The organism is Nitrospira defluvii, from assembly GCF_905220995.1.
Classification (GTDB): domain Bacteria; phylum Nitrospirota; class Nitrospiria; order Nitrospirales; family Nitrospiraceae; genus Nitrospira_A; species Nitrospira_A defluvii_C.
In genome coordinates this window covers 62,879-86,955 of the sequence record NZ_CAJNBJ010000020.1, presented here as the reverse complement: position 1 = coordinate 86,955, position 24,077 = coordinate 62,879, and the positions used below count along the sequence as shown (strand labels likewise).

At 56.4% G+C, this 24,077-nt stretch carries 26 protein-coding genes and 1 pseudogene; 22 read left to right on the top strand and 5 right to left on the bottom strand.

The window, feature by feature from the left end:
* Window positions 1-84 precede the first annotated feature (84 nt).
* The 13 genes and pseudogenes from KJA79_RS20995 to KJA79_RS23420 form a co-directional block, all read left to right on the top strand.
* Entirely contained in the window at window positions 85-639 is a 555-nt protein-coding gene (locus KJA79_RS20995) for a tetratricopeptide repeat protein (protein ID WP_213044057.1), read from the top strand.
* 1,135 nt (window positions 640-1,774) lie between these two features.
* A complete protein-coding gene (locus KJA79_RS20990) occupies window positions 1,775-1,978 on the top strand; it encodes a hypothetical protein (protein ID WP_213044056.1) in 204 nt (67 codons plus the stop codon).
* A 664-nt stretch (window positions 1,979-2,642) separates the two neighbouring features.
* The gene (locus KJA79_RS20985; protein ID WP_213044055.1) at window positions 2,643-2,933 is read left to right on the top strand and encodes a type II toxin-antitoxin system RelE/ParE family toxin; all 291 of its coding nucleotides are present in this window, start codon (window positions 2,643-2,645) and stop codon (window positions 2,931-2,933) included.
* Between the two features lie 14 nt (window positions 2,934-2,947).
* On the top strand, window positions 2,948-3,238 hold the full coding sequence (locus KJA79_RS20980) for a HigA family addiction module antitoxin (protein ID WP_213044054.1): 291 nt from the start codon (window positions 2,948-2,950) through the stop codon (window positions 3,236-3,238).
* Between the two features lie 572 nt (window positions 3,239-3,810).
* Window positions 3,811-4,029, top strand: a complete 219-nt coding sequence (locus KJA79_RS20975; protein WP_213044053.1) for a hypothetical protein — start codon at window positions 3,811-3,813, stop codon at window positions 4,027-4,029.
* A 125-nt stretch (window positions 4,030-4,154) separates the two neighbouring features.
* Window positions 4,155-4,532, top strand: a complete 378-nt coding sequence (locus KJA79_RS20970; protein ID WP_213044052.1) for a hypothetical protein — start codon at window positions 4,155-4,157, stop codon at window positions 4,530-4,532.
* Window positions 4,533-4,697: 165 nt separating this feature from the next.
* Window positions 4,698-6,065 carry an exodeoxyribonuclease VII large subunit gene (xseA, locus tag KJA79_RS20965; protein WP_213044051.1) on the top strand — a complete coding sequence of 456 codons (1,368 nt, stop codon included), beginning with the start codon at window positions 4,698-4,700 and terminating at the stop codon, window positions 6,063-6,065.
* Window positions 6,058-6,294, top strand: coding sequence for an exodeoxyribonuclease VII small subunit (locus KJA79_RS20960; protein ID WP_213044050.1), 237 nt, complete (start codon window positions 6,058-6,060; stop codon window positions 6,292-6,294). Before xseA ends, KJA79_RS20960 begins: the two co-directional genes overlap by 8 nt.
* 60 nt (window positions 6,295-6,354) lie before the next feature.
* Complete coding sequence (locus tag KJA79_RS20955; RefSeq protein ID WP_213044049.1) at window positions 6,355-6,588, top strand: hypothetical protein; 234 nt, start codon at window positions 6,355-6,357, stop codon at window positions 6,586-6,588.
* A complete protein-coding gene (locus KJA79_RS20950) occupies window positions 6,566-6,943 on the top strand; it encodes a response regulator (protein ID WP_213044048.1) in 378 nt (125 codons plus the stop codon). Before KJA79_RS20955 ends, KJA79_RS20950 begins: the two co-directional genes overlap by 23 nt.
* A 110-nt stretch (window positions 6,944-7,053) precedes the next feature.
* A complete protein-coding gene (locus tag KJA79_RS20945; RefSeq protein WP_213044047.1) occupies window positions 7,054-7,983 on the top strand; it encodes an SAM-dependent DNA methyltransferase in 930 nt (309 codons plus the stop codon).
* 103 nt (window positions 7,984-8,086) lie between these two features.
* Window positions 8,087-8,530 (top strand): macro domain-containing protein, encoded by a 444-nt coding sequence (locus KJA79_RS20940; protein WP_213044046.1) that lies wholly within the window; start codon window positions 8,087-8,089, stop codon window positions 8,528-8,530.
* A 162-nt stretch (window positions 8,531-8,692) separates the two neighbouring features.
* Window positions 8,693-9,220: pseudogene (locus tag KJA79_RS23420) on the top strand (lytic transglycosylase domain-containing protein); the annotation flags it as partial.
* A gap of 294 nt (window positions 9,221-9,514) precedes the next feature.
* Here KJA79_RS23420 and KJA79_RS22885 read toward each other — a convergent pair.
* On the bottom strand, window positions 9,515-9,655 hold the full coding sequence (locus tag KJA79_RS22885; RefSeq protein ID WP_246507834.1) for a hypothetical protein: 141 nt from the start codon (window positions 9,653-9,655) through the stop codon (window positions 9,515-9,517).
* Between the two features lie 53 nt (window positions 9,656-9,708).
* Between KJA79_RS22885 and KJA79_RS20930 the strand changes: the two genes are divergently transcribed.
* Entirely contained in the window at window positions 9,709-10,209 is a 501-nt protein-coding gene (locus KJA79_RS20930; protein WP_213044043.1) for a JAB domain-containing protein, read from the top strand.
* A gap of 291 nt (window positions 10,210-10,500) precedes the next feature.
* Here the strand turns inward: KJA79_RS20930 and KJA79_RS20925 are convergent, their stop codons facing one another.
* A complete protein-coding gene (locus tag KJA79_RS20925) occupies window positions 10,501-11,094 on the bottom strand; it encodes a hypothetical protein (RefSeq protein ID WP_213044041.1) in 594 nt (197 codons plus the stop codon).
* 1,766 nt (window positions 11,095-12,860) lie between these two features.
* On the opposite strand from KJA79_RS20925, the gene KJA79_RS20920 reads away from it, so the two are divergent.
* The 5 genes from KJA79_RS20920 (at window position 12,861) to KJA79_RS20900 (ending at window position 17,481) form a co-directional block, all read left to right on the top strand.
* Window positions 12,861-13,121: a hypothetical protein gene (locus tag KJA79_RS20920; RefSeq protein WP_213044040.1), complete on the top strand. Its 261-nt coding sequence runs from the start codon at window positions 12,861-12,863 to the stop codon at window positions 13,119-13,121.
* Between the two features lie 875 nt (window positions 13,122-13,996).
* Complete coding sequence (locus tag KJA79_RS20915) at window positions 13,997-15,166, top strand: RNA-guided endonuclease InsQ/TnpB family protein (protein WP_213044180.1); 1,170 nt, start codon at window positions 13,997-13,999, stop codon at window positions 15,164-15,166.
* Window positions 15,167-15,237: 71 nt separating this feature from the next.
* On the top strand, window positions 15,238-15,594 hold the full coding sequence (locus KJA79_RS20910; protein ID WP_213044039.1) for a single-stranded DNA-binding protein: 357 nt from the start codon (window positions 15,238-15,240) through the stop codon (window positions 15,592-15,594).
* Window positions 15,595-15,661: 67 nt separating this feature from the next.
* Window positions 15,662-17,086 carry a hypothetical protein gene (locus KJA79_RS20905; protein ID WP_213044038.1) on the top strand — a complete coding sequence of 475 codons (1,425 nt, stop codon included), beginning with the start codon at window positions 15,662-15,664 and terminating at the stop codon, window positions 17,084-17,086.
* Between the two features lie 62 nt (window positions 17,087-17,148).
* The gene (locus KJA79_RS20900; RefSeq protein WP_213044037.1) at window positions 17,149-17,481 is read left to right on the top strand and encodes a single-stranded DNA-binding protein; all 333 of its coding nucleotides are present in this window, start codon (window positions 17,149-17,151) and stop codon (window positions 17,479-17,481) included.
* A gap of 154 nt (window positions 17,482-17,635) precedes the next feature.
* Here KJA79_RS20900 and KJA79_RS20895 read toward each other — a convergent pair whose 3' ends face one another.
* Both KJA79_RS20895 and KJA79_RS20890 read right to left on the bottom strand, forming a co-directional pair.
* Window positions 17,636-17,890 (bottom strand): hypothetical protein, encoded by a 255-nt coding sequence (locus tag KJA79_RS20895; RefSeq protein ID WP_213044036.1) that lies wholly within the window; start codon window positions 17,888-17,890, stop codon window positions 17,636-17,638.
* Between the two features lie 95 nt (window positions 17,891-17,985).
* The gene (locus KJA79_RS20890) at window positions 17,986-19,227 is read right to left on the bottom strand and encodes a hypothetical protein (RefSeq protein WP_213044035.1); all 1,242 of its coding nucleotides are present in this window, start codon (window positions 19,225-19,227) and stop codon (window positions 17,986-17,988) included.
* Window positions 19,228-19,362: 135 nt separating this feature from the next.
* Between KJA79_RS20890 and KJA79_RS20885 the strand changes: the two genes are divergently transcribed.
* Entirely contained in the window at window positions 19,363-19,626 is a 264-nt protein-coding gene (locus KJA79_RS20885) for a hypothetical protein (protein ID WP_213044034.1), read from the top strand.
* On the opposite strand, the gene KJA79_RS20880 is transcribed toward KJA79_RS20885, so the two are convergent.
* Complete coding sequence (locus KJA79_RS20880; protein ID WP_213044033.1) at window positions 19,595-19,843, bottom strand: hypothetical protein; 249 nt, start codon at window positions 19,841-19,843, stop codon at window positions 19,595-19,597. The two genes, KJA79_RS20885 and KJA79_RS20880, sit on opposite strands and share 32 nt — an antisense overlap.
* Window positions 19,844-20,978: 1,135 nt before the next feature.
* Here KJA79_RS20880 and KJA79_RS20875 point away from each other — a divergent pair.
* Both KJA79_RS20875 and KJA79_RS20870 read left to right on the top strand, forming a co-directional pair.
* On the top strand, window positions 20,979-23,450 hold the full coding sequence (locus tag KJA79_RS20875) for a DEAD/DEAH box helicase (protein WP_213044032.1): 2,472 nt from the start codon (window positions 20,979-20,981) through the stop codon (window positions 23,448-23,450).
* 124 nt (window positions 23,451-23,574) lie between these two features.
* Window positions 23,575-24,066 carry a hypothetical protein gene (locus tag KJA79_RS20870; RefSeq protein ID WP_213044031.1) on the top strand — a complete coding sequence of 164 codons (492 nt, stop codon included), beginning with the start codon at window positions 23,575-23,577 and terminating at the stop codon, window positions 24,064-24,066.
* Window positions 24,067-24,077: the final 11 nt, after the last annotated feature.

The following is a 24,077-nucleotide window of genomic DNA, read 5'->3' as shown; positions in this document are numbered from 1 at the left end:
CCTCTGTCAGTGATCAGTGCATTTCTATCACCAGTACAACGCTGGAGTCGCCACGGCCTCATAACAATCGGCTGCAGTCTCGGCATGACGCTCCTCGGTTCGGAAGTCGTAATTGCTCAACCTATGGACTTGCCTGCGGTCGCGCGATGCCAAATGGAGGTAGCCTCGCAGCCCAACAGAGAGGCGCTCATCCGGAGCTGGATTCACCGGGCGGGGCAGACCGATGCGCTGGCAGCGCTCTGCCTCTCATTTTCACCAAATCCCAACGCGGGGGAATCCCTGGCATGGCTACGGCGCGCGGCGGATCTCGGACTCCCGGACGCACAGCTGCTTCTCGGTGCAGACCTTGAGGTAGGATTCAAGAGTCCTCCCAATAGTCACGAAGCCATGCACTGGTACCGGAAGGCCGCACAGGCCGATTTCCCTTTTGCCCAATACGAGATCGGATCCATTTATTCGGAAGGCAGGGCGAACCAACGGCAAGATTTGCCTGAAGCCTACTACTGGGCGACGCTTGCGGCCAGGCATCAATTCCAACCGGCCAAGGAACTCGCAGATACGCTCAGACCACAGCTCTCACATGATGAGCGCACACGCATCGATGGCCGCATCAAGAAATGGAAGCGCGTCGTCTCGTAGCCTATACTGTACCAAATCGATCCAGACTTACTGTGGCAGTATGCGCCTCCTAGCCAGTAGCCTTCGTCAGATTATCTCGAACATCATTCGACACTTACTTGGAGGCGCATCCACATCTCGTCTCACCCACGATGAAGGCCGTGCACAACAAGAACGTGCCGACCTAGCCATGTTGCAGATCCTTGTCCAGGAAAGTGAACGGCCTCACACCGACGTGAGCTTGTCAGCCTCTCCAGTGGAAGACGACCCCCATCCCTAAGCCCAAAGGTCGGATTGCCCCGGCTCACACGCTTCGATAGAATGGTGTCCATTGAGTTGATGAGGCACTATGCCAACCATATCGACCGTTGTCCTGCTCTACCTTCTCGGGTATCTCCCACCCGCTCCGCTTTCTCCTGGGATCGCCCCACCGATGCCCCATCTTCAATGTAAGACCTTCACCGATAGCGAGTATCTTGCGAGTGAGGAGGACATCCTCGACCAACTTAGCAACCGTGGTCGATGTATCGACCTCACAGTCTCATACGCACCATCATTGGAAGGTCCCAGTTGGTGGATGAACCCCGCTCCGACTGAACCGGCTACCGCTTCCTTTTTTGATTTCACTGCATCTCGGTAGGTCAGAAGGCTGTGAGGCTTTCCCATCACGGGACCAACGCATCTCATGCCTCAGACAGCAGCCGCTCCACAGATCCTGCCGCCATAGGAGTCTGATTCGCTTCCCCCCAGTCAAGCTCAAGTCGCACAGGAAGGCTGTATGCCTCACGCCGAATCCTTCTCCATCGCATCGAATTCCAAGCCGGGACTTTGCTATACCGTCACTCGAAGTCAGGCCAATGACTGGCAATGCACCTGTCCACATTGGACCTACGGACGAACCGAATGCGCGCACATCCGGACAGCCCAGTCTCTCCCCGCAACAAAGTCGATACATAAACCGGAACCGCCAATTGTCTATGCACATGTCCGAGAAGTGACACCTCAACCAGACGGATCGTTGTACGTCCCCCTCCTGCCAATTGGGGACCCACATTTTCTCTATACACTCTGCTTTGATCTCTATGCACACGGCGTACTTTGGGCGAGCATTCTCGAACGGTATCGGCTCCCTCGGAGTTTCAGTAGAGACACTTGCGTGGCTTTCATTGAACAGCACGGAAGAAAGATCTATCAGTTCAGCGACAATCCCGCACTCCCGCGCCACCAATACCAGATCCTCTCGGGCATTCCACTTCCCGACATTCCACGGTACCAAGAAACGCCGGTAGAGTATCACTCGCGTACTGGATACCCCCTCGATCTCTGCCGACGCTATCTCCACCCCTTATCACCCACGTAGGAACAGCGCATTCCTTCAACCTCGACACATGAGGACGTATGAACCAACCTCCCATTCCAACGATGAGGATTGAAGAATCTGGATATCTACTCCATCCGCCTTACGGAAACCGGTATGTTGCGATCCAAGTTGATCCCACTCAATGGACACACGTATGCTCCGCACGCTTCGGACCAGGCAGACCCTGCAGTTTTAGCAAACAGACAAAGTGGACTGGCGACTCCTACCGCTATGATATTTTCATCCGTCCAGAGCATCGGCAAATTGCGCTGCGATGGTTTAACGGAAGCGGAGAGGGCTGGCTCATCGCGGAGGATAAGAATGAGAGAGGGGAACGCTCCCTCCTCGACCACATTGCCCAGCTCCCAGACGAAGCGAGACGCTGGGACTTCTGTCATTTCATCTGGAGTGCGCTGTCACAAACTCGGAGGGCTGTCGTTCATACCGCAGAGGACACCTGGGAACAGGCGATCCTGCAAAAGCAAATCACCATCCGGAAACGCAATGGCCGACGGACAGCATCGATCAAGCCTCAGACAACCAGATCCACTCTAAGGCAGTCTCCCATCCTTTCTTAGTTCGACTCATCACAAATCTCAGCAATGCACACTCTCACTGCGCATAAGGCTTGCGCGATGTACTGTTTTACCGTACACTCTAAACAATGATCATTCGATCCGTGCGCCATCGTGGATTGAAACGCTTCGTCGAGCGTGATCAATCAAGCGGCTTGCGCCCAGACCTGGTGGACCGGATACGGAACATACTGACAGCTTTGATCGTCGCTGAGAATATTCGGATGTTCCGAGACGGAGCCCCTTCTGGCTGGCGAGTGCATCAGCTTTCGGGAGACCGTAAGGGCACGTGGAGCATCTCGACCTCGGGCAATTGGCGAATCACGTTCCAGGAAGAGCATGGCTATGTCGACCTGTTAGACTTGGAGGACTATCACTAATGGCACGGAGAGGAATGACAATTGGCATGACGCCTCCCCACCCAGGACGCTTCATCAAGACGGAGGTCTTGGACGAGCTCGGCTTGAGTGTGACCAAGGCGGCTGAGATCTTAGGCGTACGCCGAGCCACGTTTTCTGATCTCGTCCATGAAAAAGCGGCTCTCTCTCCTGAAATGGCATTGCGGCTGGAGAAGGCCTTTCGTCTGAAGATGGAAATGCTGCTTCAGATGCAGGCTTGGCATGACAGTACCGAGATGCGCAAGCATGCGGGAAAAATAAAAATTTCCCCATTTGTTCCCGCCTAGCGTTCGCCCGCAAGCCCCGTCGCATTACACTACAGCGCCAGATCCGGTAATCGCCTCACACGTTTCTAAGGCCCTCATTCCTTTCCCATGGATGCGATCACCTGCGTCTGCATCTTCTGACACATCGTAGGGACCTTAGCAGTCAGTAATACATCTACATGAACGTCCTCTTTGGAATAGGTCACCACCCCTATGCCTCGCGCAACCACTTTCTCGATCCACTTCCGGAACGAGATGCTGGAGTACCGCAGTGAATCCATTTCGCTTCAAGCCATGTTCTGGAGATGGCTCTGTCTCTTTGCGTTTCGACGGTGGAAAACAGAGTTCCGAGGGAACCCTGTCGGAGTTCCCGGTGAGCGGGATCCCAGGTTCCCCTGTCAAAGCTATATGCCGAGGCCGCGGGCAACTCACGACATGCCACATTGCAGGTTTCCGGACGGGCACTACCTCTGTTGGACTTGTACAGCAAATGCCCAACTTCCCAATCCCGGCACCCTGATTGCTCTCAAAGGGGCGAGCCGTACGGAGTTGAAGTCTCGCACCCAAGCCGTTCCCTCGACTCACGAGGCGCTATGAAAAAGGATTACGCCGTATCGGTCATCTTCCCTGAAGTGTTGGTCAAGCACAGCCGGCAACACATCAGAATCTCGGCGAGTAATCTACGGCTGGCTGCAAATGAGGCCCTTAAAGCCATCATGAAACGGGAAGGGATCAAAGGTCGACGGCTGACTCGCTTGCAACTGGCCGTGATCCACGCCGGCACGAGCACGATACAGGACCACGAGGCCTAAGCGAACACACCCCAAAGGCTATGGGTCTTCGTCTTCATCCCCAGTGGGGTAGCGTCCTACGCTGACAAATACTCACCCTGAGTTGCAGCGCGACGATGCTCATGCTCTGCCGTCGTCAGGAAGCCATGGCCACAGCGGACAATGACTCGTTTGGCGTTGGCATGACGATCATCGCAGCTTTTCTTTTTGCCAACCAGCTTTGTCGGCTCCTCGAGCCGAAACGGTTAGGGTACACCTTCACGAGTCTGATCCTGCTCGACGCCACGACCATCATCCTGCTGGAAATGAGCATCGGCTGGACGGCCGTGTTCTATTCGCTCGGGGCGATTGGACTCGGTCTCCTCGATATCTTGAACAAGCCCTCGCGCTTCGGTCCTTTATATCCGCAACTGTGGGGGTCCCCTGGGCCATCCAACTCCACAGAGCCATGGCGTCCGGCCGATCTTGGGCACGGACGGACACTGATGTCAGTGTGCCGAAGACAGACACCTCCTGATGGATGAGTGACGACGGATGTTTACTAACCGGATGGCGCTCACGCGCAGGGCAACCGCCTCGCTGATACCACGACGCGCTAACCGAGCACTGACACAGCCCTGAGAACCGTGACGATGTCTCTTCCATCTACTCATTCAACCGAAACGCCACAGCCAATTCTCTCTATTGGGATGCTCTCGCAACGCATTCGTCGACAACTCGCGCCGATGCTGACCAAGCAGACGTACTTGCTCCAAGCCCAATGGATCAAACCCCAGGCCAATAAGGGGCAAAAGGGCTTTTTCTCGGTCACCCTGGCGGACACAGACAATCCCAATATGGCGATTGATGCCATGATCTGGGAACCGGCGGTCATCAGGAAGGTGCTCGAACAAGGCCAACAGTTCGGCCATGACCTGCTGAGTCGGGATTCTCGAGTCGAGGTCGTCGTCGAGGCCACGCTGGGGTACTGGGCCAATAAGAACACGATCTATGTGCTCATTCACCAGCTGAGCACGATCGGCATGCTTGGATTGCGACAGCAACAACGGGAAGCAGCTCTTCGCACCCTCAAAGAGGAGGGCCTCCTTACTCGCAATGCCAGCCTTCCATGGCCACGATTCCCATTGCGAATCGGCATCATCGGCAAGCAAGGAAGTGACGCCGTTCACGATATCTTAAATGTCCTGCACAGCAGTCCGTACCGGTTTGAAACCACCATTTTCCACACTGCCGTCCAAGGAGTCGGAGCGATCCCAGGGCTTCTCAAGGCATTCCAAGATGTCGCCGCACACACCGCACCGCTCGATGTCATTGTCATGTCGCGGGGAGGCGGAAATGAAATAGATTTGGTGGCGTTTGATACCCTCGACGTCGCCCGCGCCGTGGCGACAGCCAGCAAACCCGTCCTGACAGGGCTGGGCCATCACCTCGATCGGTCGATCTGTGACGAGGTGGCGGCGAAGGCTTTGTCTACGCCAACCGCTGCCGGGCAGCACCTCGTCAGCCATTTGGACCGCATCCGCGAATGTCTCTTCACGACCCATGCAACGCTACATGCCCATACTCGACACACGTTGCTGGAATGGACTCATGCACTCACGCTCACCCGGCATGCCCTCTGGGAACGCGCCCGGACCACGATCGAGGCTCACGCGACAGCGTCACAGCACGCCCATGAGCGATTCCAGCGCGCACTCCGCGATCGCCTCGAAGCCAGCTACCAGCAAGGCAGAACCCTTCGATACGGCCTGACCGCTAGCCTGACACAAGCGCTCTCACAGTTGTCCATGGGGTACGCCTTTACACTGGTACGCCTGCATACCGCCGGACTTTCGCGCGTCGATATCATAAAGGGCGCCATCACCGCGTTCGTCCAGGCTTTGACCCTCTCAGACCCACAACATCTTCTTGCCAGAGGCTATGCCTATGTCCTTGATAATCAGGGACGGATGGTGACCTCTCGTAGGACGGTCATGGCGGGAGCGCAGCTACATATTCACATTCAGGACGGCAGGATTATCGCCACCACCCTTCACACGGAGCCTTCGCATGAGTAATGAAGACACGTCCCACCCCCAACTGCCCACGTCCTATGACGCTGCATTTAAGGAATTGGAGGAGCTTTCCGCCAGAGCCACGAAAGGCGATATCAGTATCGATGAGTTGAGCACGGCCATTCAACGAGGGAACCAGCTGTTTGCCTTTCTCAGCAGTGGCATCGCGAAGATCAAAGCTGAGATTGAGGACCACGCTCCGGACGGTATCACCCAATCCAAGCCCAATTAACCGCTTGGCATCCGATGTTCCAGGGACCATGTCCCCATTCAGAAGAGGACTCACTCAATCATGTCGAAACACCATCACACTCAATCGATCACGATCGATCAGACTCTGGATCTCTTAGCCAAGCAGTGGACGGCTGCAGACCGCGTCAGACTCAGAACCGCCCGGCACCGTCCACGCCATGTACGGGCCGCGGAACTCTGGACCCGTATTCAATCGTTGACTCAATCCACGCTGGCCCTGTTCCAACACCCTTCAGCCATGGAGACCTCGCATGGCCATCATTCTGATCGTTGACGACTATTCAGACATCCGAGCCTGTCTCCGGACGATGCTTGAAGAGGCGGGACATATCATCGTCGAAGCAGGCTCCGGCCAAGAAGCACTGCATGCCTGGAACGAAACCCACCCAGATCTCGTAATTACTGATCACTCAATGCCTGGGATGTCAGGTGTCGAGTTGATTCGCGCTTTAGGCCAGCGGCAACCGGAAGTGAAGGGCATCTTGATGTCAGCCGATCAGGATCCGCGCCCCGCGGAACCACCAGACCAGTCCCACGCGTGGCCATTCCTCCAGAAGCCCTTCGGCTTCCGGGCGCTACGACAAGCCATCGATTCGCTTCTGCTGGCTCAGCCGGCGGAACCAGCCTAGAGCATCAGCCAAGCGTCTTTCGCGCCTCTTCACCCCAGACATCTGCGTTCGTCCACCGTTCCGGTCTCCACTGCATCACTAACCCGTCGCTTAATGGGATGTACCAGGCTATGGTCGACTCAGACTTTCTGTCGTATGCACAACTCTGTCAGTTTGTGCGGGAGCAGGGACGTCTCCCACGGTTAGATGACCCGATCCCAGCCTATCGTTATGCCGGATGGGCCCTACCAATGATTTGGGAAGGGCATCGCGTGCTGCCTAGGGTTCCAAATCGATGGGGCTATCATTTAGACATACTTCACGAGAGACGGATTCCGGACGCCCCGATTCCGCAGATTGAATTTCTCCACACCCCCCATCGAGACACACTCACGCATCTGCAACGCTGTGTCACGCTCGCCGCAGAGCATCAGTCCAGCTGGACAGGCCTCACCAATCTCATTGCTTGGATTGCGTTCTCTTTAAAACTTAACCACGTCCCCCCGTCGCTCGCGGACAACACGCAAGCCGCGCTCTACCAAGCCGTCAATCTCCAAGAATTGGTACTCCACCCTTACGATTATTGGGGCGATATCATCGCGGAGGGGATCGGCCGTGGGCCGTGGGCCAATCCAAACGGGTTCTATCCGACCCCCATGAGCGTCTGTCAGCTCATCGTACGGATGATGCTTCCCGACGCCGACAGCCTCTCCCCAGCCGCACGGAACGCCTTGCGGGTCAAATCCATTGCAGATCCCGCAGGATCCGGAACCGGAAGGATGCTCCTGCTGGCATCGAACGTCAGCCTCTCGCTCTACGGGATCGAAAGGGATGCACTGGTCCGCACGGCATGTCTCATCAACGGCGCTCTCTACGCCCCCTGGCTCGCGTTCCCCTTGCCTCAAGAAATCCTCCATGGCACGGACGCGGAACATGGCCTCACAAACCAAGCCTCGCTCCTCTCAGTCGCCACGCCAATACCTGAAGAGATTTCGCTCATTCCTCCCATCAACGATGCCGTCGATCACGAGGACCTGCAGCTGGTCTTTCCTGGATGGTGAGTGAGATACGCTGACAGCACGCAACCGGTGCCGACCGACCCACCCGGTACTGGCTCGCGCTGCGAGCCAATGTGTTGGTTGTCACCCAGTGGGGAGGGAGAGTATGCGAGTCCTCGAAGCACACGGCGAACTCTGGGATGTTCATGCTCAGGGTTCTTGGATCGCCATTACAACAAACGGGGTGATAAGAACAAATGGGCATGGCGTCATGGGAGCGGGGCTTGCCAAACAGGCCGCGGACCGGTTTCCTAGCCTGCCCTCGCTGCTAGGAACCCATCTAGGCCGTTTCGGCAACATTCCCACATCGATTCCCTCCATGCGGATCATGACCCTGCCCACCAAACATCATTTTCGCACCGCGTCTGACCTCGCCCTTATCCAGAATAGCCTGCAGCACATCCAGCTCATTCTCACACGTGAACGCATCGACCGGCTGTATTGTCCGCACCCAGGATGTGGTCTCGGTCAGCTAAGCTGGCAGCAAGTCCAAGCAGCGATTGTGCACGTGGTCGATCATCGATTTCTCTTCCTGCATTCTACTGCTTGAGTTCCTGCTCATGCTTCCCTGAGCGTCGGCCATTCGCCTTCAACAGATGTGAGACACGTCCCCAGCTCGCATCTCTTCTCGCCAACTAGACGTCACCTCACGACCCATCAGTGTCTTCGTACCAGAATCGGCCTCAGGCGTGCGTCGCACGCAGAGTGAAGGATGGTCGCGTACCACCCATTCACAAGAGGGAGACTTGCCATGCGTCGTCAGGCTTACGCGGCTATCTCGTTGACGCTATTTCTCATATTACCCGCATCTCCTTCTCAAACATTGGCACAGACCAAACCGGAAGCTCCGCTCACGGGAGCATCGTGGCAGCAATGCCTCATCCACTATGCCCAAACCCTCGCCATCGATCCTGACCTCTTCCATGCGATCGTCCAAACCGAGTCGGCAGGTCACCCCTGGGCCTTGGGATGGAGCGACCAAACTGGGAGACGACACAGTTATGCTCCACGTCGCCAGGAGGATGCGGTCGCCATGCTCCTAAGTCTTCTCCAGACCGCTCCCAATGTTGATATCGGGATCGCTCAGATCAGTTCACAACACCTGGGCTGGCTGGCCAGACACCACCAAATCCAGTCTCGCGATCTTCTAGAACCATGTGTGAATCTCTACGCCTCGAGTTTGATCCTTCAGACCTCAATCCAGAAGCATGGTCGCACCTGGAGAGCCGTTGCCGGCTACAACGGGTCCACCGCGTACATTCCGGCCGTTTGGAAGCAATTCTGTCAGCGTGCGGCAGATGCTGGCTGCTCCTCCGGACGCTCGACGCCTCCGCTCCCAAGTACGCCGTTACCTCGTCCATACGACAGAGGCACCGTTGAGACGCAGCGGAATACAGGTGGCACGCCGATATCGTGGAAGATCAGTCCAGTCGGCAGTCAGCTTTCGTTTCAGAGACCTCACTTAGAAGAGACCGCAACACACACTTTTGATCTCCTGAACGTCCGCGCACTGCTAGTCGTCACCCTTGCGCTTCTATGTGGTGGGATTGGCCTGCTCCTGATCCTCGCGCTCGGTGGGCGCCTCGTGCTCTTGGCCGTCTACATCGTTCGAGAAGGGATATATATGCTTCGCCGGCAACGCGCCGCACATCATCGCCTGACAGGGTAGCGTCACGAAACCCAGCGTTCGCTCGCACTCACCGGCTTACCATGAGGAGAGGATCGCCCGTGAAGACTGCTCTCGATCAACACCAGCTCGGGATCTACGACGTTCCGCGCTACACCATCCGTCTTATCAAAGAGGCCGCATCGACGTTCCACGCCAAGACTCGGTGCCAGTCATCGGAAGACGTCTACCGATACTTCAAAGACATCTGCGAAAACCAAGATCGCGAACATCTTTATGCTCTCTTTCTCGATACAAAACATGTGCCCATCGGGATGAATCATGTGGCAATGGGCACACTCAGCACCACGATCGTCCACCCTAGAGAAGTCTTTAAATGTGCCATTCTCCTGAACGCGGCTTGCCTGGTCATCGTTCACAACCACCCGAGTGGCGATCCCTCACCGAGCCCCGAAGACCGGGCCCTCACGACTCGGATCGCCGAGGCGGGCCAGCTCCTCGGCATCGCACTCCTCGATCATGTGGTGATCGGCAACGGTAGGTATTTCTCCTTCGCGGACCACGGACCACTGACGCAACACGCTCCCACATATACGTCCTAAGATGACTACGAAGGTTCTTCCGACGTCTCACGGGCTTTGATTCGAAACGCAACAGCGGGAGGTGTCCGAACAGCTAGTTTTCGACAGACTCTGAGCCCACAGCGTGGGTTGATCTGTTGAAAGTCGAAGTGAGTGTGCGAGCACTGTGATTCTCGCAGTCGAGGCGGAACGTAAGGCTGGATCTACAGCAGGTCGTGTTGCCATCGTACAATGACAACTTCCGCCGACTCCCTCGACGGGTCACTAAGTTGGGCAACGGGATGTGCACAAGAGATTGGTCTCACTGAATACCTATTCTCCCAGAAGAAGCCCAGAAATAGCGTTCTCTGTCCCAGTATGCTGTATCCCAAGCCCCTTCCCATGATCCCCAAGCAAATTGCGCATGAAGATACAGTCCCATAGCATACTGCTAGGCTTGCCATTATCGATTTTGGCAGGGATCTTCCAATCAGATGAATCAGATTCCCACGTCCAATGGCCTAGGTCACCACCTCGCGATTGACTTGGTGCTGGGCAATACTTCTTTACAAGCGCGGCAACTTTTGGCGTCGCTCCCTCATGGAGATACTGGTAGAAGGGATTCTTCGGCTGCTTGTTCGCGATCATTGCGATGGTTTCTTTAGCACGACCTTGATTAGGATGCTGAATTTTGACCAACAACCATGCCCGAATGGCTGACAAATGCGTGGGGAAGTTAGGCGCATTGAGAGTGGCTTCGTAATAAATTTTGTCGCCGACATTCATATTCAAATACAGCTGGAGAATCGTTTGGACACCGGGAACTACCATTGTGATGGGAAGGGTGAGGAGGGTCGCGTTTAGCTTATAGTTACGGATGCCATCGGGGGACTCACCGCCAAGCGCCCTAAAAACGGCATCATCCATATCACGATCTATCGGACGCATTGTGCAGTTCTGGTGATGGCAATATCGAGGAACGTTATGTAGCCTAAGACCTTCGTCCGCCCATGGTCTATTGTGATCGAGCCAGTTGAACCATCGTTCCAACGAGCTCTTGTCCCCTGTAGTGACTGCGTACAGCAAGAGTCCCAATTCCTGGTCCGGCGAGAAGGTTTTGTGCTCCCCGCTATCTCCAGTTACAACACTTCCGTTTTCTCGATGAAGATTATTCGTCTGCGCTCGGCGAGGTGATCGCCACATCCTGCTCTCGTCTAACCCAGCTTCAGTCGTTAGCGACCGCTTTACTGCCTCACATCCTCGCTTATCTCCGGATGCGCACAACAACCCATTAAAAATGGTTGAATCTCCATCATCACAGTCGTCTGGATATACTTTGGTATCAATCGGTCCCTTGGAAGCAAAAGCAAACCCATCCGGGGCATGACATAAGTGTGCTGCGTCACTCCACGCGTCGCGGCTCCACGCCTCGTCCGCGAAGAAGCTTGGGACCACGACAAAGAGCAGAACAATTGAGTACAAGAAATGCATTTTCCATGAATAACGGTAATGTCTCATCGGAATACCTTATTCACCATATCTCAGTACGATAGCTTCGAGTTCTTCCGCGTCACTTTTCACAGCATTGTTGCAGGCACCTGTGCCCCAAAGGTCGACCTTCGTCCCTTCGAGGCGGCCGATACAATCAACGCCACTGCAGCGCGGCCCCCCGCGGTGGCGGGGTTAATCGCGAAAATAGCTGCATTTGTTGCACAGGATGGCCTATCCCCTTTGATACCTGGATGTGGCGCCACGGTAACTGAAGTAGGCTCGACCTGAATCGCGGTGACCTGACGAATAGTGACTCCGAGTGTCTGTCCTTGCTTACGTACTGCTTGTCCAGGTCCGACCTCATCGGCAATAGCGGTCCCGATTGTCACTATCACTGATATGAACAGCAGAAGTGGCATCAGCAGTCGTATGCGATAACCAAGCGTTTGTCGCCCGATTGCCAGTAGGGAAGACTTCATCGCGGATACCTCCTATAGCAGTCAACGTATAAGAGTAGTGGTTGCTACGTGTCTGAAGAATTTCAGCACTTATATAGCTGAAGCAGGATGGAGTCAAGGTAGCCCCATTCGATGAGCAAACTGTCTTCCATCGGCTGGTGGTGTTGATTGCCGTTCCTTCCTCTCGACGCAGCATTTATCAAAAGAGCACAACCATGCATGCACTTATGCGCGATCCCGTAACAGGACGATTCCGGCGGCGCTATTCCTGTTCCTCTTGTCAGATGCTTCGCGTGAATGGACTGCCCTGTCATGAAACCGGCTGTCCAGATAGCTGGATAGACACGACACGGGAATGCCGGAACTGCGGGTGCGACTTCATACCTGATTCCCAGTGGCAGCACTATTGCGACGACGCCTGCGCGGCCTGGTAGCGCTGGCCAATTCCTGCTACTCAGGCCCGCTCTAGCGGGCAGTGAGTGCGTGTTCGTGAATCCCAATCGTTCTGTGGAGGCTCCTTATGGGCGTCACAAAAATCGCGAGCACGCTTGATGGTGGCCTAACCCCAATCTGTACTTGTTGTGGTATTGCGCTCTGTTGGGACATCCCTGAATCTGAATACACCGAGCGCCAAGCCTTCTGGGATGCCTGGCGGTGTCGGGAGTGCCATCCTGATGCCAAGGGGGCACGGCGACGCTGGATTGAGCAACAACCCGTGGCTGGCAGCGGCCCATCGAGGGTGCCATGACACCTTCGATCCGTTGTCCCTTCCAACGCCGCTCTATTCCCAGACATCACCCCTTCTGGCCCCCAAATTCCAATCAGATCGACAGCGGGATCCGAACCATCTACGATCTGAGCAAGGGCATCGCCCTGTTCGGGGTGTTTGTCCCATTGGTGACATTTAACGGGGTCTGGTATAAACTGGTGTTAGCGGTTTCGGCTGGTCTAGCCTTCTTTCTCACCGCGTGGTATTTGGAAGGACGCAATGGATCTACATTGTGATCTCGACACCGCAGTTCTGATTGGCTTCAACTTCATCGGGTGGAGCCTCTTTCTCGGCGTCCTGCTTAAGGATCGCCTCACGCACTTCCAACGGACACAGACCTCGCAAGCGACGCGCTAATCCCCCGCATCCCATGTCGATGGGTGCAACACTCCTACACGCCCTCGCATCATCGTGTCCGCATCGATGCATAGTTGTCCTGTAATACAGAGACAGGATTGTAGATTACGGAGACTATGCATCTCGAACACCTGTGTCGCATTGCGCTCGAAGACCCTCACCTGGTTGAAACCGCCTTACTGCGAGATCCCTTCACCTCGCAATTTCTGAAGGACTGTCTCGCGCACCTTCACCAGGGAGATCCGAAACAACTGGCCCGTGAGTCCCACCTTTTTGCTCAACTCGCTAAAGGCACACTTCGACTTGACCCTCCCAGCTAGTCTCTCAATGGCTCCGCCGTCACCACACCCGCTCGCACTTCTGCTCCGGACAGGAGTGGAATGCGGCTTTACCGATCTCGTCGTCCGCGCATGCTATGTCCAGATCGCGGCGATTGCTGACCATGCCCATCGGATGGCGTGGTTCGACATCTTCTTCTCGCAGTGGACCACGTCCTCCCGGGTTCCTTCGTGCCTGCACCCCCAGCTCCGACGCACCGCGTTGATCATAATCGACGCGCTCCGATGTTCCTAGGCCAGACAGCTTCCCCTCAACACGTGGCCCGCTCCGCGGGCAGAGCGGAATACGTCGTGGTCTTACGTGGCAGACCCTACTCACCGAATCGTTCATGGCAGGGAGGCCCTGCCCTTAAGGACGTAGAAGACTGCTCTTCAGGCTTCTTAACGACATACACATATTCTCGAGGGGAGTCTGCATGAAGCAACGCTGGACCTTTCGTGCCTACCCGACGGAGGAACAAACATTCCAGTTGGCGCGGACATTCGGCTGCGTCCGTTATGTCTGGAACTGGGCGCTGGCGCTCCGTCGTGACGGGCTCGTGCAGCATCGACGCAGGATTGGCTATGCTGAAACTGACGCGCGGCTGACGCAGCTCAAAGGTCACCCCGAGACTGCATGGCTTCGGGAGGTGAGCAGCGTGCCCCTGCAGCAGAGCTTGCGCGATCTCCAGTTAGCCTTCGTGAACTTCTTGGAGCACCGTGCGGCTCATCCGACATTCAAGCAAAAATCCAGGCGTCAGTCAGCTAACTATACACATCGTGGCTTTCGGTTTGATCCACTCACCAAGACCCTGACCGTTGCGAAAATAGGCAGACTGCACATACGCTGGACGCGCGACTACCTGCCGATGCCCTCCTCGGTCCGAATCATCAAGACAACGACTGGCAAGTACTTTGTTTCGCTGGTCGTGGAGATAGAGCCCCTAGACTGGCCCAAGTCCGGCGAGGCTGTCGGCGTTGATTTTGGCTTGACGTCTCTCGCAACGCTGAGCAACGGCGACAAGATCGACAATCCACACCACGCTGAACGACGCCAGCACAGGCTGACTCTGTTACAACGGCGTGTTTCACGGAAGCAGAAAGGCAGCCGGCGGCGGAGCGTGGCACTGCAACGGCTGGCATTGCTGCATGAACGAATTCGAAACGCGCGATGGGATGCCTTACACAAGTTCTCCACCAATCTAGTGAAACGGTTCGACCGGATCTATTTGGAAAATCTCCACATCCGCGGCCTGGTGAAAAACCACCACCTAGCTCGAGCATTGAGCGATGCAGCGATCGGTTCAGCCTGTCGCTTGATCGAAGCGAAGGCGTCACGATACGGAAAGGAGGTCGTCACAATCGATCGGTTTTTCCCGTCGAGCAAGACGTGCTCGGGCTGCGGGCACGTCGTCGATAAATTGCCTTTGATGATTCGTGCATGGTCGTGTCCATCGTGCGGGACCGCCCATGATCGGGATATCAACGCCGCACAGAATATCTTGGCGGTTGGACAGACCGTGTCAGCGCATGGAGCTGGGAGAAGTACTCGCCGTCTTCCAGGACGACGAGCCACCTGGCGTCGAAGTGCGAACCCCTCTCGGTGATCAGTTCAGACACGAGGGAATTCCTGGCATTCAAACCAGGAAGGATGTCAACTCCCACCGAAGGAGCTCATATGTCAGGCAAGCGCGATTTGAACTTCAGTTTGTATTCCGGAAGACTGACCCATCCACCAGAAATGATGCAGTACAACACCGGACACGGCCATATGCTTTGTTTCTCCCTCGCCATTCATTCGGATGCCCCCTCAGACAAAATCGACAATCCCATGTTCCTCGATGTGAAGGTCACCGGAGCTTCACCGGAACTCCATCAACACATGAGCGTCGGCCAAGAGGTACGCGTCCGTGGGGAGCTACAGTCACGAACGTTCAAGAAACAAGACCGCATCCAACGGACCTACTATCTCCACGTGAAACACCCCTCCGACCTCGAATTCCTGTCGCGGCCGAAGGACAAGACGACGACCTAATCACCACACCCACGGATTCACATCCACGCGACGTGCCCATCCAAGTCTTAACAAGGAGTGTCTCATCATGACCACTGCCCAAATCACGCACGCCCAGATAGCCCGCGCCCTGTACGAGGCCCACTCCTCCGTGGAGTGCCTCTCGATCGAGGATCTTCGCGAGCTGCAGCTTTCTACTCTCGGTTCCCATGCCAACTCTGAGACATCCTGGCTTCCCGCACTTCCAGACCGCGTTCTCGTCACCACCGAGGCGGAAGAGGAAGAAGCCATCACCCTCATTGATCACCTCTTTCAGGCCCATATGGACGCCTGGTCCCTGAAGGACCGCGATCAGGTCTTCTCCCGAGGCACCAGGTTCGACGACGAGAATCCCGCCCCCCAATACCCGCTCATCACGAAGAGCTCTCGCCGGACATCGGATCCGTCCTTCATGGTCCTCCCAGACGGGCGAAGGGTACTCCAACTCGATGCACAGCGGTTGCTAACACTCTGTGGCATCCAAGAGGTGCTACTCCGAAAAGAAGTTCGACCAGGTGCATTCGCACGCGCCGGTCGAGGCAAATGTCCCTCCTGCCACGGCTTGCATCTGACCACTCCCCAATCAGCACAGGCCACCCCAGCGCGCGCATCAGGAAACGACCTCGTTTGCCCCAGGTGCAAAGTCAGCATTCAGAGCAACTATATTCAGGAGGATGCCGATACCCTGAAATGCCTCTGCTGTTCGCACCGAATTTATCGAGAACATGCCCCCGAGCTGCCCGGTCTCGATGCCGAGGATATCGCGCAGAACGAAGAACGAGTTGCGCGAGCCTGCTATGTAGACCACGGCCAGCAGGCCGAAGCTGACGACGACGCCCTCGATCTCGACAGCGGCCAGGACAGCGAGGATCTGTTCGACGACACCACGCAGATCGACACGTTTGAGTATCTAGATTATGAGTCTTCCCATGAGATTGCCCAAGACGACATCCCGAACGACGAGAGCGACGTGGACTTGCCTGATCTGCAAGACAAGCTCCACGCACCGGCTTATGCCCTGTTCTGTCAGGGCCGTCACCCACTTCGACAGGCCCTCCTCAACCAGGCCATCCTCGAGCTCGACGCCCACGACAATCGCATGCCGGTCTGGGTTGCGGCCGGGCGTATCCTCACGTCCACCCCACACCACCTCTCTCCGACCGACGCGCAGGCCATCACAAGCTGGCTCCATGGGCTTCCACAAGAGGACCTCGCCATCCTGGCTGGCGATCCCAACGCCAGCAACGAACGCTTAGCGCATCCGGAACCCGGGTTGTTCTTCCCAACCGATCAACTCCTGCTACCATTGATTCGCTTCTTCGGACACAGTCTGAAACGCTTTCGAAACAAGGAGGCTGGCTGCCGCATCCTCGCCGCGGACTATGGGCTGACAGAATCCGCGCTCAAACACATCGCCATGGCCTACGGGCAACTCCCAGCCAACCGCGAGGCCGCCCACGTGCCTGCAGCCTAGTCTCACCCTTAGTGATACGGCAGTGCACATCCCTCCGCTCAACCATGTGAAGGAGTCTTTTCATGACCTATGCTCACGTCGAACTCGTTGGCCGTGTCGCGACCACTCCCGTGCGCGCCTCAGTCGGCGCACGCAGGGTAACCAATCTCCGCGTCGCGATCGACCGGCCTATTCAGACCACTCGTCCTGGACACACTCCACCACTGTTTCTCTCCGTTTGCATCTGGGACCACACACTCGACCACCAGCTCCCCTCCCTGACGAAGGGCCAAACAGTCAAGGTTACAGGGCGCTTGGATACCCGCACCTCCTCGCACACCGGACTGACGTATACTCATATTGTCACCGACCACATCGAACTGATGCCACCGGCGATACACCGACAGGCTGCCTAAGCCCCGGCCGGCGGCAAGGCAAAAAAAAGGGGAGCACTTCCGGGAAGACGCACTGAGTTCCAAGGAACTCGCGTCTTCCACAACGAAGTGTCTCCCCTCATGTACTGGTGTCGGTCCTTACATGGGGCCATGCGTAAGGAGTTCTAGTCCAAAACTACCATTCCCACGCTGTCCCATACAATGCGCGATGAGCCTCATAGAGCGCATCGGCAGCTTCTTCACGAACCTGCTTCAGCGAGTCCTGAGTGACGCCCGTCCGACAAAGCAGCTCATCTCGAAGCGGGGCTTCAAGGGCTTGCGCTCTCTCCCAGACGCCTGTCACGAAGGCGGCTTCATACGTCTCAGGGATGCAGCTCGATCCGTGTATGTGTTGGACAATCTCGTTGATGATGGTGTCGATCACATTCATGAAAGCCTCCAGGCATAGTTGACAAGGGCACAGAGAGAGGCGTGCGCTCCAAGAAACCACGCGCTCCCTCTGCTGCTCCCCTATCGACACGGGCACTAGGCACTCGCGGCTCGAAATACGTCCGGTGAGACACCAAACGACGGGGCCAAAATTCTGACACCCGCGCTGGCAACTCGGAATCGTCTCAATGCCAGCCGACATGCTAGCTGCCACTTCTGTATCTTCGTCGATACAGACGGCACGACCAACATACGTTCCGGCTGAGCCAATTCTGCCGGCAATTCCGACTCTGGGAGAAACGCGCGCAACTCCTCGGTCGACGTTCGCATCAGCCAACGTGCGATTTCCTGTTGCTCTGCGCGACCCAGCCCCCGGCACGATTCCATGAGTGTGGACGCCACGGCCCAAATCATATCAAGCCGCTCCCCACTCAGTCGTTCACGCATCGTGCCCTCTAATAGTGCGCAACGAAGGGGCTTGACCGTCCAGTCTTGCCAAAAGCGATTCTGCAAGGTCATCAGCTGATCTACAGGATCTTCCGCGCTCTCCATATCCTGCGTCTCAAAGTCCTCAACCACACTGCGTTGAGTCTCCTCCTCGCCGGTCATGCTGCTCGGCACGATGTCCTGTTCGTCATCGTCTGCTGATTCTTCAGATTCGTCTATCGGCCCCACAAGCGTTCCGTCTCCGTGATCCTCCAGCTCAAGATCCGATTCCACATCGACCGTCGCACTCGGTTTGCGTCCGAGTTCGACACGCCACGCGCAAATCAGACAATGCGCCTCTTTCAGATCTAACTGATGGACACCGACCGTCATCATGGACACCACCACAGACGACGAGCCACAGTCGGGACACAGCGGTGTATCGACTGTCGCATCGGTCGCTTGAGCAGCACGTGTCCCACGAGGAGCAGGCACCGTGTAATCCAGTTCGGCCATGTCTTCCCACGTCTCACCACGATCGTCATCGTCGTCGTAACGATTTTCGAACGGTGTGCGAGCGTTCAACATCTTGGCATTGCGCCGTTCAATATCGGTCAAGTCTGCCAGGCGTGCGCGCAGACGAGCCCATTGTGCTGGATGCACCTGATAACGTGGTTTTTCCAGCTCCCAGATTAGTCGTTGCAGGTCCTCCAGAGCGAGTCGTTCCCAGGCATGCACCAAGCGACCGTGATCTGCAGCGATTCGTTGGAAATCTTGAACCACTACCGAGACGATCGCCTTTGCCATCTCCGAGCGAACCAACGTTGCATCCACCACGGGAGTCCGGCGAGGGGCTGCACTGAGAAGTCCACGTAACGTTGCATGCTTCGATGTCAGATGGGATGTCGTCATGATGAGATCCTTTCATGTCATGGTATATGTTGTGATGTGTTGATTTCAGACGTGCTTCGTGGCGCATTCCAACAGCATCGTGCGTGACATGCCGTCCCATTGACCACCCTCGACCCAACTGCTAGAGTTGGCGCCGTGTTCAGTCACTCTGAGAACACCATGAGACTCACGCCGGAATTAGAGATCACCCGTCAGCTCTCCACCTTTGTGAACAGCCGCCAGGAGCTACTCATTGCCAACGCGCGTTTTGTGGGATCACGTGAATTCTGTGCACTGGAAGGATTCAGCGAACGAGTGCTCTCTCAGGTCAATCATCTCACCCAAGCGCTCTCACTCACCGAACAGGAACAGGCCCTCGCTCGAGACATCACAGACGCAGTTGCCGCTTTGTCTCGCTAATCACTTCCAACGAGGTCCAATCGCTTTGCGGCATCAGCACGAAATGATCCGCTCTTGCCTTCGACCATTTCAGCGCCCCAGCCTCGATCAGTAATTCAAAGCGATTCGCCAGATCGTTAAATGCCAATTGCAATGCATCGCCGGATCCATGCAGATCCACCAGTACCAGTTTGCCGACAATTCGCATGTCCACACTGACTGCTTGATTTGTGTACATGGACGCCTCCGGACACCTGACGGCAGCATCTCGCGATCCTGCGTCACGTGCAGCATGTTTAGAATGTGTGTGTGATGTGATTGAACGGTGATCGGAGCGATACGTAAACGGCAGCTTACGTACCACCGATGGAGTTAGGAGACGAGACGGAAGGACTCAACGCAGCGAACTCGCGTCAGCGAACCCTATGGCACAGCTGTTCGAGCTGTTTGCTCAAGAGCCCGGTCTCGATCAGTATCGCGTGAGCGACACAGACACTGAACCGCCGGCGGACAAGGTACACGCATCGTCATACAAACCTCCTTAATGAAGCATGGGCACATGGCTCATGCATGGTGAAGAGGATCACGCCAAACATCCTGTCTTCAAGTCTCTTTGCCTACACAGGAAGCAAGGAGAACGTTAGACCTGGAATATGGCGTGAACCTAACGTGGACCGATCGATGGAATTGAAAGATGGAGCACTGACAGAAGAGAAGCAATCTAGCTGTGATGATCACTCACAAGGACTAGACTGCGGATGCAGAGACGTTGTACCGAGTACAACGCAAGAGAAAGGATGGTTCGGCAAAGCCTACGAAAAAGAATATGTGCTCATGGTATCCAAGACCGAATAACGAGTCAAGCCCTCGACGTCCGCCTGCTACACAAGATTGGATGGTCAGGATATTCGTGAACTTAATAGGCGGACTTTGCACAACAAGTCGCAGTCACGACGAACGGATCGAGGAAGGGGCGATGATGAGGGAGACATTTGAACGAACTGAAGGGGAAGAAGTCATTGGCAGTCTTGGCGACCAGTTAGTGGAAGCCAATGCGACCATCAAGGCGTTACGTGGAGCTCTTCTCTACATATCCACGGAATTGCAGAAGTCACTGACAAACCAAGCGAGACTGACCGCGAGGGTGAGGGAGTTGACCACGTACGTGAGACAAGATGGACCCAATATTGGTTAAACACAGCCACCGAAGCAGGAAGGCTTAGTTCAGCAGACTCACGAACATCCACGATTCCTTCACTCCCCATCCTCACCGGTGCGACCGCCCAACCTCCTCACAGGTGTCCCGAGGCGCTCAGGATGAGCGCAGGTCGGGCAGCTGGGTTGTCCATTCTATCAGCCATCGAGGAGGTCCTATGCCCCAAGCACCGGTCGCTCTCCATGCCAGTCGCAGTGGCAAGCCTGCGTCGACCCGCGCGCTCCTCCTCATCGAGCAATTTCGGACCGCGCTCCAGGACGAACTCCAGAGTCGCACCCCTCGGCAACGTCAGGAAACTATCTGCGTCCCGCTCACAGACGGGCAACGGCAACACGTCACTGGGCGAACACACTACTATCTCTTTCAATCTGAGCCGATTCCGGCCAACCTCGTTGAAGACACGAATCCTTCCCTGGTCCTTATCAGCCAGCGCATTCCCTGTCGAATCGTTGGCTTTTCCCCAGACGGCCTCGCCTTAGCGTTCGAGGGCGAAGCCCCGGAGACGATCCCTTCGGCACATCTCACCTTCGACTCAGTCCGCTTGCTGCAAGCCCTCGACAAACGTCTGCAATCCATCAGCCACCAACCGGACACCTTCGGAACCGCCCTCGCTCTCAAGGCCTTTGATCCTGATGCCATCGCCACGATCACTGCTCTCGACCGCTTGCCGGAAGCCTCAGGCCTCAATCCCGAGCAGGCGCAGGCCTATACCAATGCCCTCGAACGAGATCTTCTATTTGTCTTGGGCCCTCCTGGTACCGGGAAAACCGCCTTCATCACCGCCTTGAGCCAGGCCTTGTTGGCGCAGAATGGGCGAACCCTGATCTGCTCCCCGACCAATACGGCCATCGACAACATTCTGGAGCATCTGCTCAGCCGATCTCCCGATCTCGCCATCGATCAGGTCATTCGTATCGGCACCCCCAGTCCAGACAGCAGTGATCAGTGCCAAATGGCCAATCTCGAGACAGTTGCGCTCACCCACACACTGCCGCTCGAAGAACGCGCGAAGACCCTTCGCCGCCAATTGCAGGACTTGGATCGAGACATGCCGTACCTCGCTCACAGCGCCGACTCCGCCAAACGACTGGACACTCACTGGCGAGAATTACAGACATTGCGCGAGCGGCACCAGATGCTCCACACGGATGAACGCCGTCTGCGCGGACTCATCACCGAGCGCGCAATGACCATTCAAGAACTTGAAGGCGAGCTTCGAGCCTTCAATGCCAGTCCTGCCTTCCGTCGTCTCTTCGAGCACGGCAACAAAGCACGGATCGTCAACGACCTTGCGTGTTTCCGAGACTACCAGGCTGCCGACGAAATTACGCTCTGGTCCCTGCAATCTCAGGTGCTCCACTCACAGGTCCGGATCGACACCCTCAATCGCGTCATGGAACAATTCCGCCAGGACCACCAATTGCCGGATGCCCCGTGGTCACCCGAACAACTCTGCGCCCTCCATGAGGCCATGCAGGGCATCCGACATGATCTACAAGGCACCCTCGATCGCCTTGAGAACGAGATCGCTCAGATTGAACAGGCCCTCGTGCGCCGTAGCAGGATCGTTGCGACGACCCTGACCCGGACCTACACCTCACGGCTACTCGACGATCAGCGTTTCGATACCGTGATCATCGACGAGGCCAGCATGGCCCTGGCCCCAGCCCTATTCTGTACCTTGGCGCTGGCCACCTCGAGGGTGATCATCGTGGGAGATTTTCTGCAACTGGCGCCCATTGCTTCGGCCAAGACACAGGCCACCAAACACTGGCTGGCCAGGAGCATTTACGATATCGCACAGATCACCTCAGGACGAGATCCTCGTGTGGTGCCCCTCAGCATGCAGTACCGCATGCATCCCGACATCGCGAACGTCAGCCGTCGTCTCTACGCACGCGCTGGGCTCAGCTATGTCTCCGCCCCGTCCACGTTGACGGACCGCGGCCAGACCGCTGAGGCCGCACCGGCACCAGGACATTCCCTCATCTTCTGCAACACCGAACCTGCTCACCCCGTCACTGTTCGGGACGCAAAAGGCTCTCCTTTCAACCTCTATCACGCACTACTTGCAATCCGCTTGGCGCAACAGGCCCTCTCCACGCCCGGTCATTTGCCGACCGTCAGCATCATTTGTCCCTATCGCGCCCAGGTCAACCTCATCGAACGACTGTTGCGCCTGGAAGAACTGGATGAGCTGGTGCGCGTGGGCACCATCCACCGTTTCCAGGGACGGGAGAGCGACGTCGTAATCTTCGATACGGTCACGACGGAGAATGCCACCCGATCAATGTTAGGCTGGGCCTATGACGATGCGGCCCCGCACAAACTGATAAATGTCGCCCTGACCCGGGCCAAAGGCAAACTGATCGTCATCGGACATCACGGGGCACTCGCCACCCTACAGCACGGGCCTCAGCCGATTCTGTGGGAATGCATCGAAGAAGCCAATGCCAATGGGTTGCATCTCGACGCGACGACCATTCTCCAGGCCATGACCTTCTCGCTACATGACAGTCCCATTGAATCGGACGCAGTCCTCTCCCGGGTGTTGGCACGTACCACCGCCTCGCGAGGACAGCTCAAGCCCGTGCCATCACGTCTCACATCCCTCGTCCAAGCCTCCTAGCCAACACCCCTCGCACAACGGCCGCCGCATTCTCCGCCGGCAGCATGACAACTGCCGGTGTTCGTGACCGACGTCTATCTCCATCCGATGAACGGCCACGCCCACATCCAATAGGAGGCCCCTCATGGACACCTCACCCACTCCTCGTCCGCTTACCTATGATGAAAAACGCGCATCGGAAGCCGCCTTTCTCGGCCTCCCCGCGCACCCCTCGTGGACGCAAGGTGCTCAACGCATCTATGCCCAGATTACGCAGGCTCTGGCCAAGAAGCAGCCACCGACGGATTTGTTGCACGAGGGCCTATGCCCACGGCAATTCTCTCTTCCTGTCGTCAACGAGACCACCAACTTGACGCCAGACCGCTGCCAAGTCTGGCACCTCTCACTGCACGCCCCAACCGAACAACACCTATTCGTGCTCGATCCACAGCATCCCATCAAGGATGTCGTACAGACGATCGAGACCAGGTGGCCAGGTCGCGCCTATCAACTCGACCCCGTCACCTGCGGCGTGTTCGCACTTCTCAACATTCCGCAGGAAGCTTTCAATCAACATCCGGAGCGACAGATCATCCATTCCCTTATCGCACCGGCTCGCCCGTCATCGTCCACGTAAGACACGGCCCC

Bases quoted from the DNA above. Each gene is read 5' to 3' on its own strand.
- KJA79_RS20995 (WP_213044057.1), top strand. From the start codon at position 85: ATGACGCTCCTCGGTTCGGAAGTCGTAATTGCTCAACCTATGGACTTG.
- KJA79_RS20985 (WP_213044055.1), top strand. From the start codon at position 2,643: ATGATCATTCGATCCGTGCGCCATCGTGGATTGAAACGCTTCGTCGAG.
- KJA79_RS20980 (WP_213044054.1), top strand. From the start codon at position 2,948: ATGACAATTGGCATGACGCCTCCCCACCCAGGACGCTTCATCAAGACG.
- KJA79_RS20975 (WP_213044053.1), top strand. From the start codon at position 3,811: ATGAAAAAGGATTACGCCGTATCGGTCATCTTCCCTGAAGTGTTGGTC.
- KJA79_RS20970 (WP_213044052.1), top strand. From the start codon at position 4,155: ATGGCCACAGCGGACAATGACTCGTTTGGCGTTGGCATGACGATCATC.
- xseA (WP_213044051.1), top strand. From the start codon at position 4,698: ATGCTCTCGCAACGCATTCGTCGACAACTCGCGCCGATGCTGACCAAG.
- KJA79_RS20960 (WP_213044050.1), top strand. From the start codon at position 6,058: ATGAGTAATGAAGACACGTCCCACCCCCAACTGCCCACGTCCTATGAC.
- KJA79_RS20955 (WP_213044049.1), top strand. From the start codon at position 6,355: ATGTCGAAACACCATCACACTCAATCGATCACGATCGATCAGACTCTG.
- KJA79_RS20950 (WP_213044048.1), top strand. From the start codon at position 6,566: ATGGCCATCATTCTGATCGTTGACGACTATTCAGACATCCGAGCCTGT.
- KJA79_RS20945 (WP_213044047.1), top strand. From the start codon at position 7,054: ATGGTCGACTCAGACTTTCTGTCGTATGCACAACTCTGTCAGTTTGTG.
- KJA79_RS20940 (WP_213044046.1), top strand. From the start codon at position 8,087: ATGCGAGTCCTCGAAGCACACGGCGAACTCTGGGATGTTCATGCTCAG.
- KJA79_RS20925 (WP_213044041.1), bottom strand. From the start codon at position 11,094: ATGGATGATGCCGTTTTTAGGGCGCTTGGCGGTGAGTCCCCCGATGGC.
- KJA79_RS20920 (WP_213044040.1), top strand. From the start codon at position 12,861: ATGACACCTTCGATCCGTTGTCCCTTCCAACGCCGCTCTATTCCCAGA.
- KJA79_RS20915 (WP_213044180.1), top strand. From the start codon at position 13,997: ATGAAGCAACGCTGGACCTTTCGTGCCTACCCGACGGAGGAACAAACA.
- KJA79_RS20910 (WP_213044039.1), top strand. From the start codon at position 15,238: ATGTCAGGCAAGCGCGATTTGAACTTCAGTTTGTATTCCGGAAGACTG.
- KJA79_RS20905 (WP_213044038.1), top strand. From the start codon at position 15,662: ATGACCACTGCCCAAATCACGCACGCCCAGATAGCCCGCGCCCTGTAC.
- KJA79_RS20900 (WP_213044037.1), top strand. From the start codon at position 17,149: ATGACCTATGCTCACGTCGAACTCGTTGGCCGTGTCGCGACCACTCCC.
- KJA79_RS20895 (WP_213044036.1), bottom strand. From the start codon at position 17,890: ATGAATGTGATCGACACCATCATCAACGAGATTGTCCAACACATACAC.
- KJA79_RS20890 (WP_213044035.1), bottom strand. From the start codon at position 19,227: ATGACGACATCCCATCTGACATCGAAGCATGCAACGTTACGTGGACTT.
- KJA79_RS20880 (WP_213044033.1), bottom strand. From the start codon at position 19,843: ATGTACACAAATCAAGCAGTCAGTGTGGACATGCGAATTGTCGGCAAA.
- KJA79_RS20875 (WP_213044032.1), top strand. From the start codon at position 20,979: ATGCCCCAAGCACCGGTCGCTCTCCATGCCAGTCGCAGTGGCAAGCCT.
- KJA79_RS20870 (WP_213044031.1), top strand. From the start codon at position 23,575: ATGGACACCTCACCCACTCCTCGTCCGCTTACCTATGATGAAAAACGC.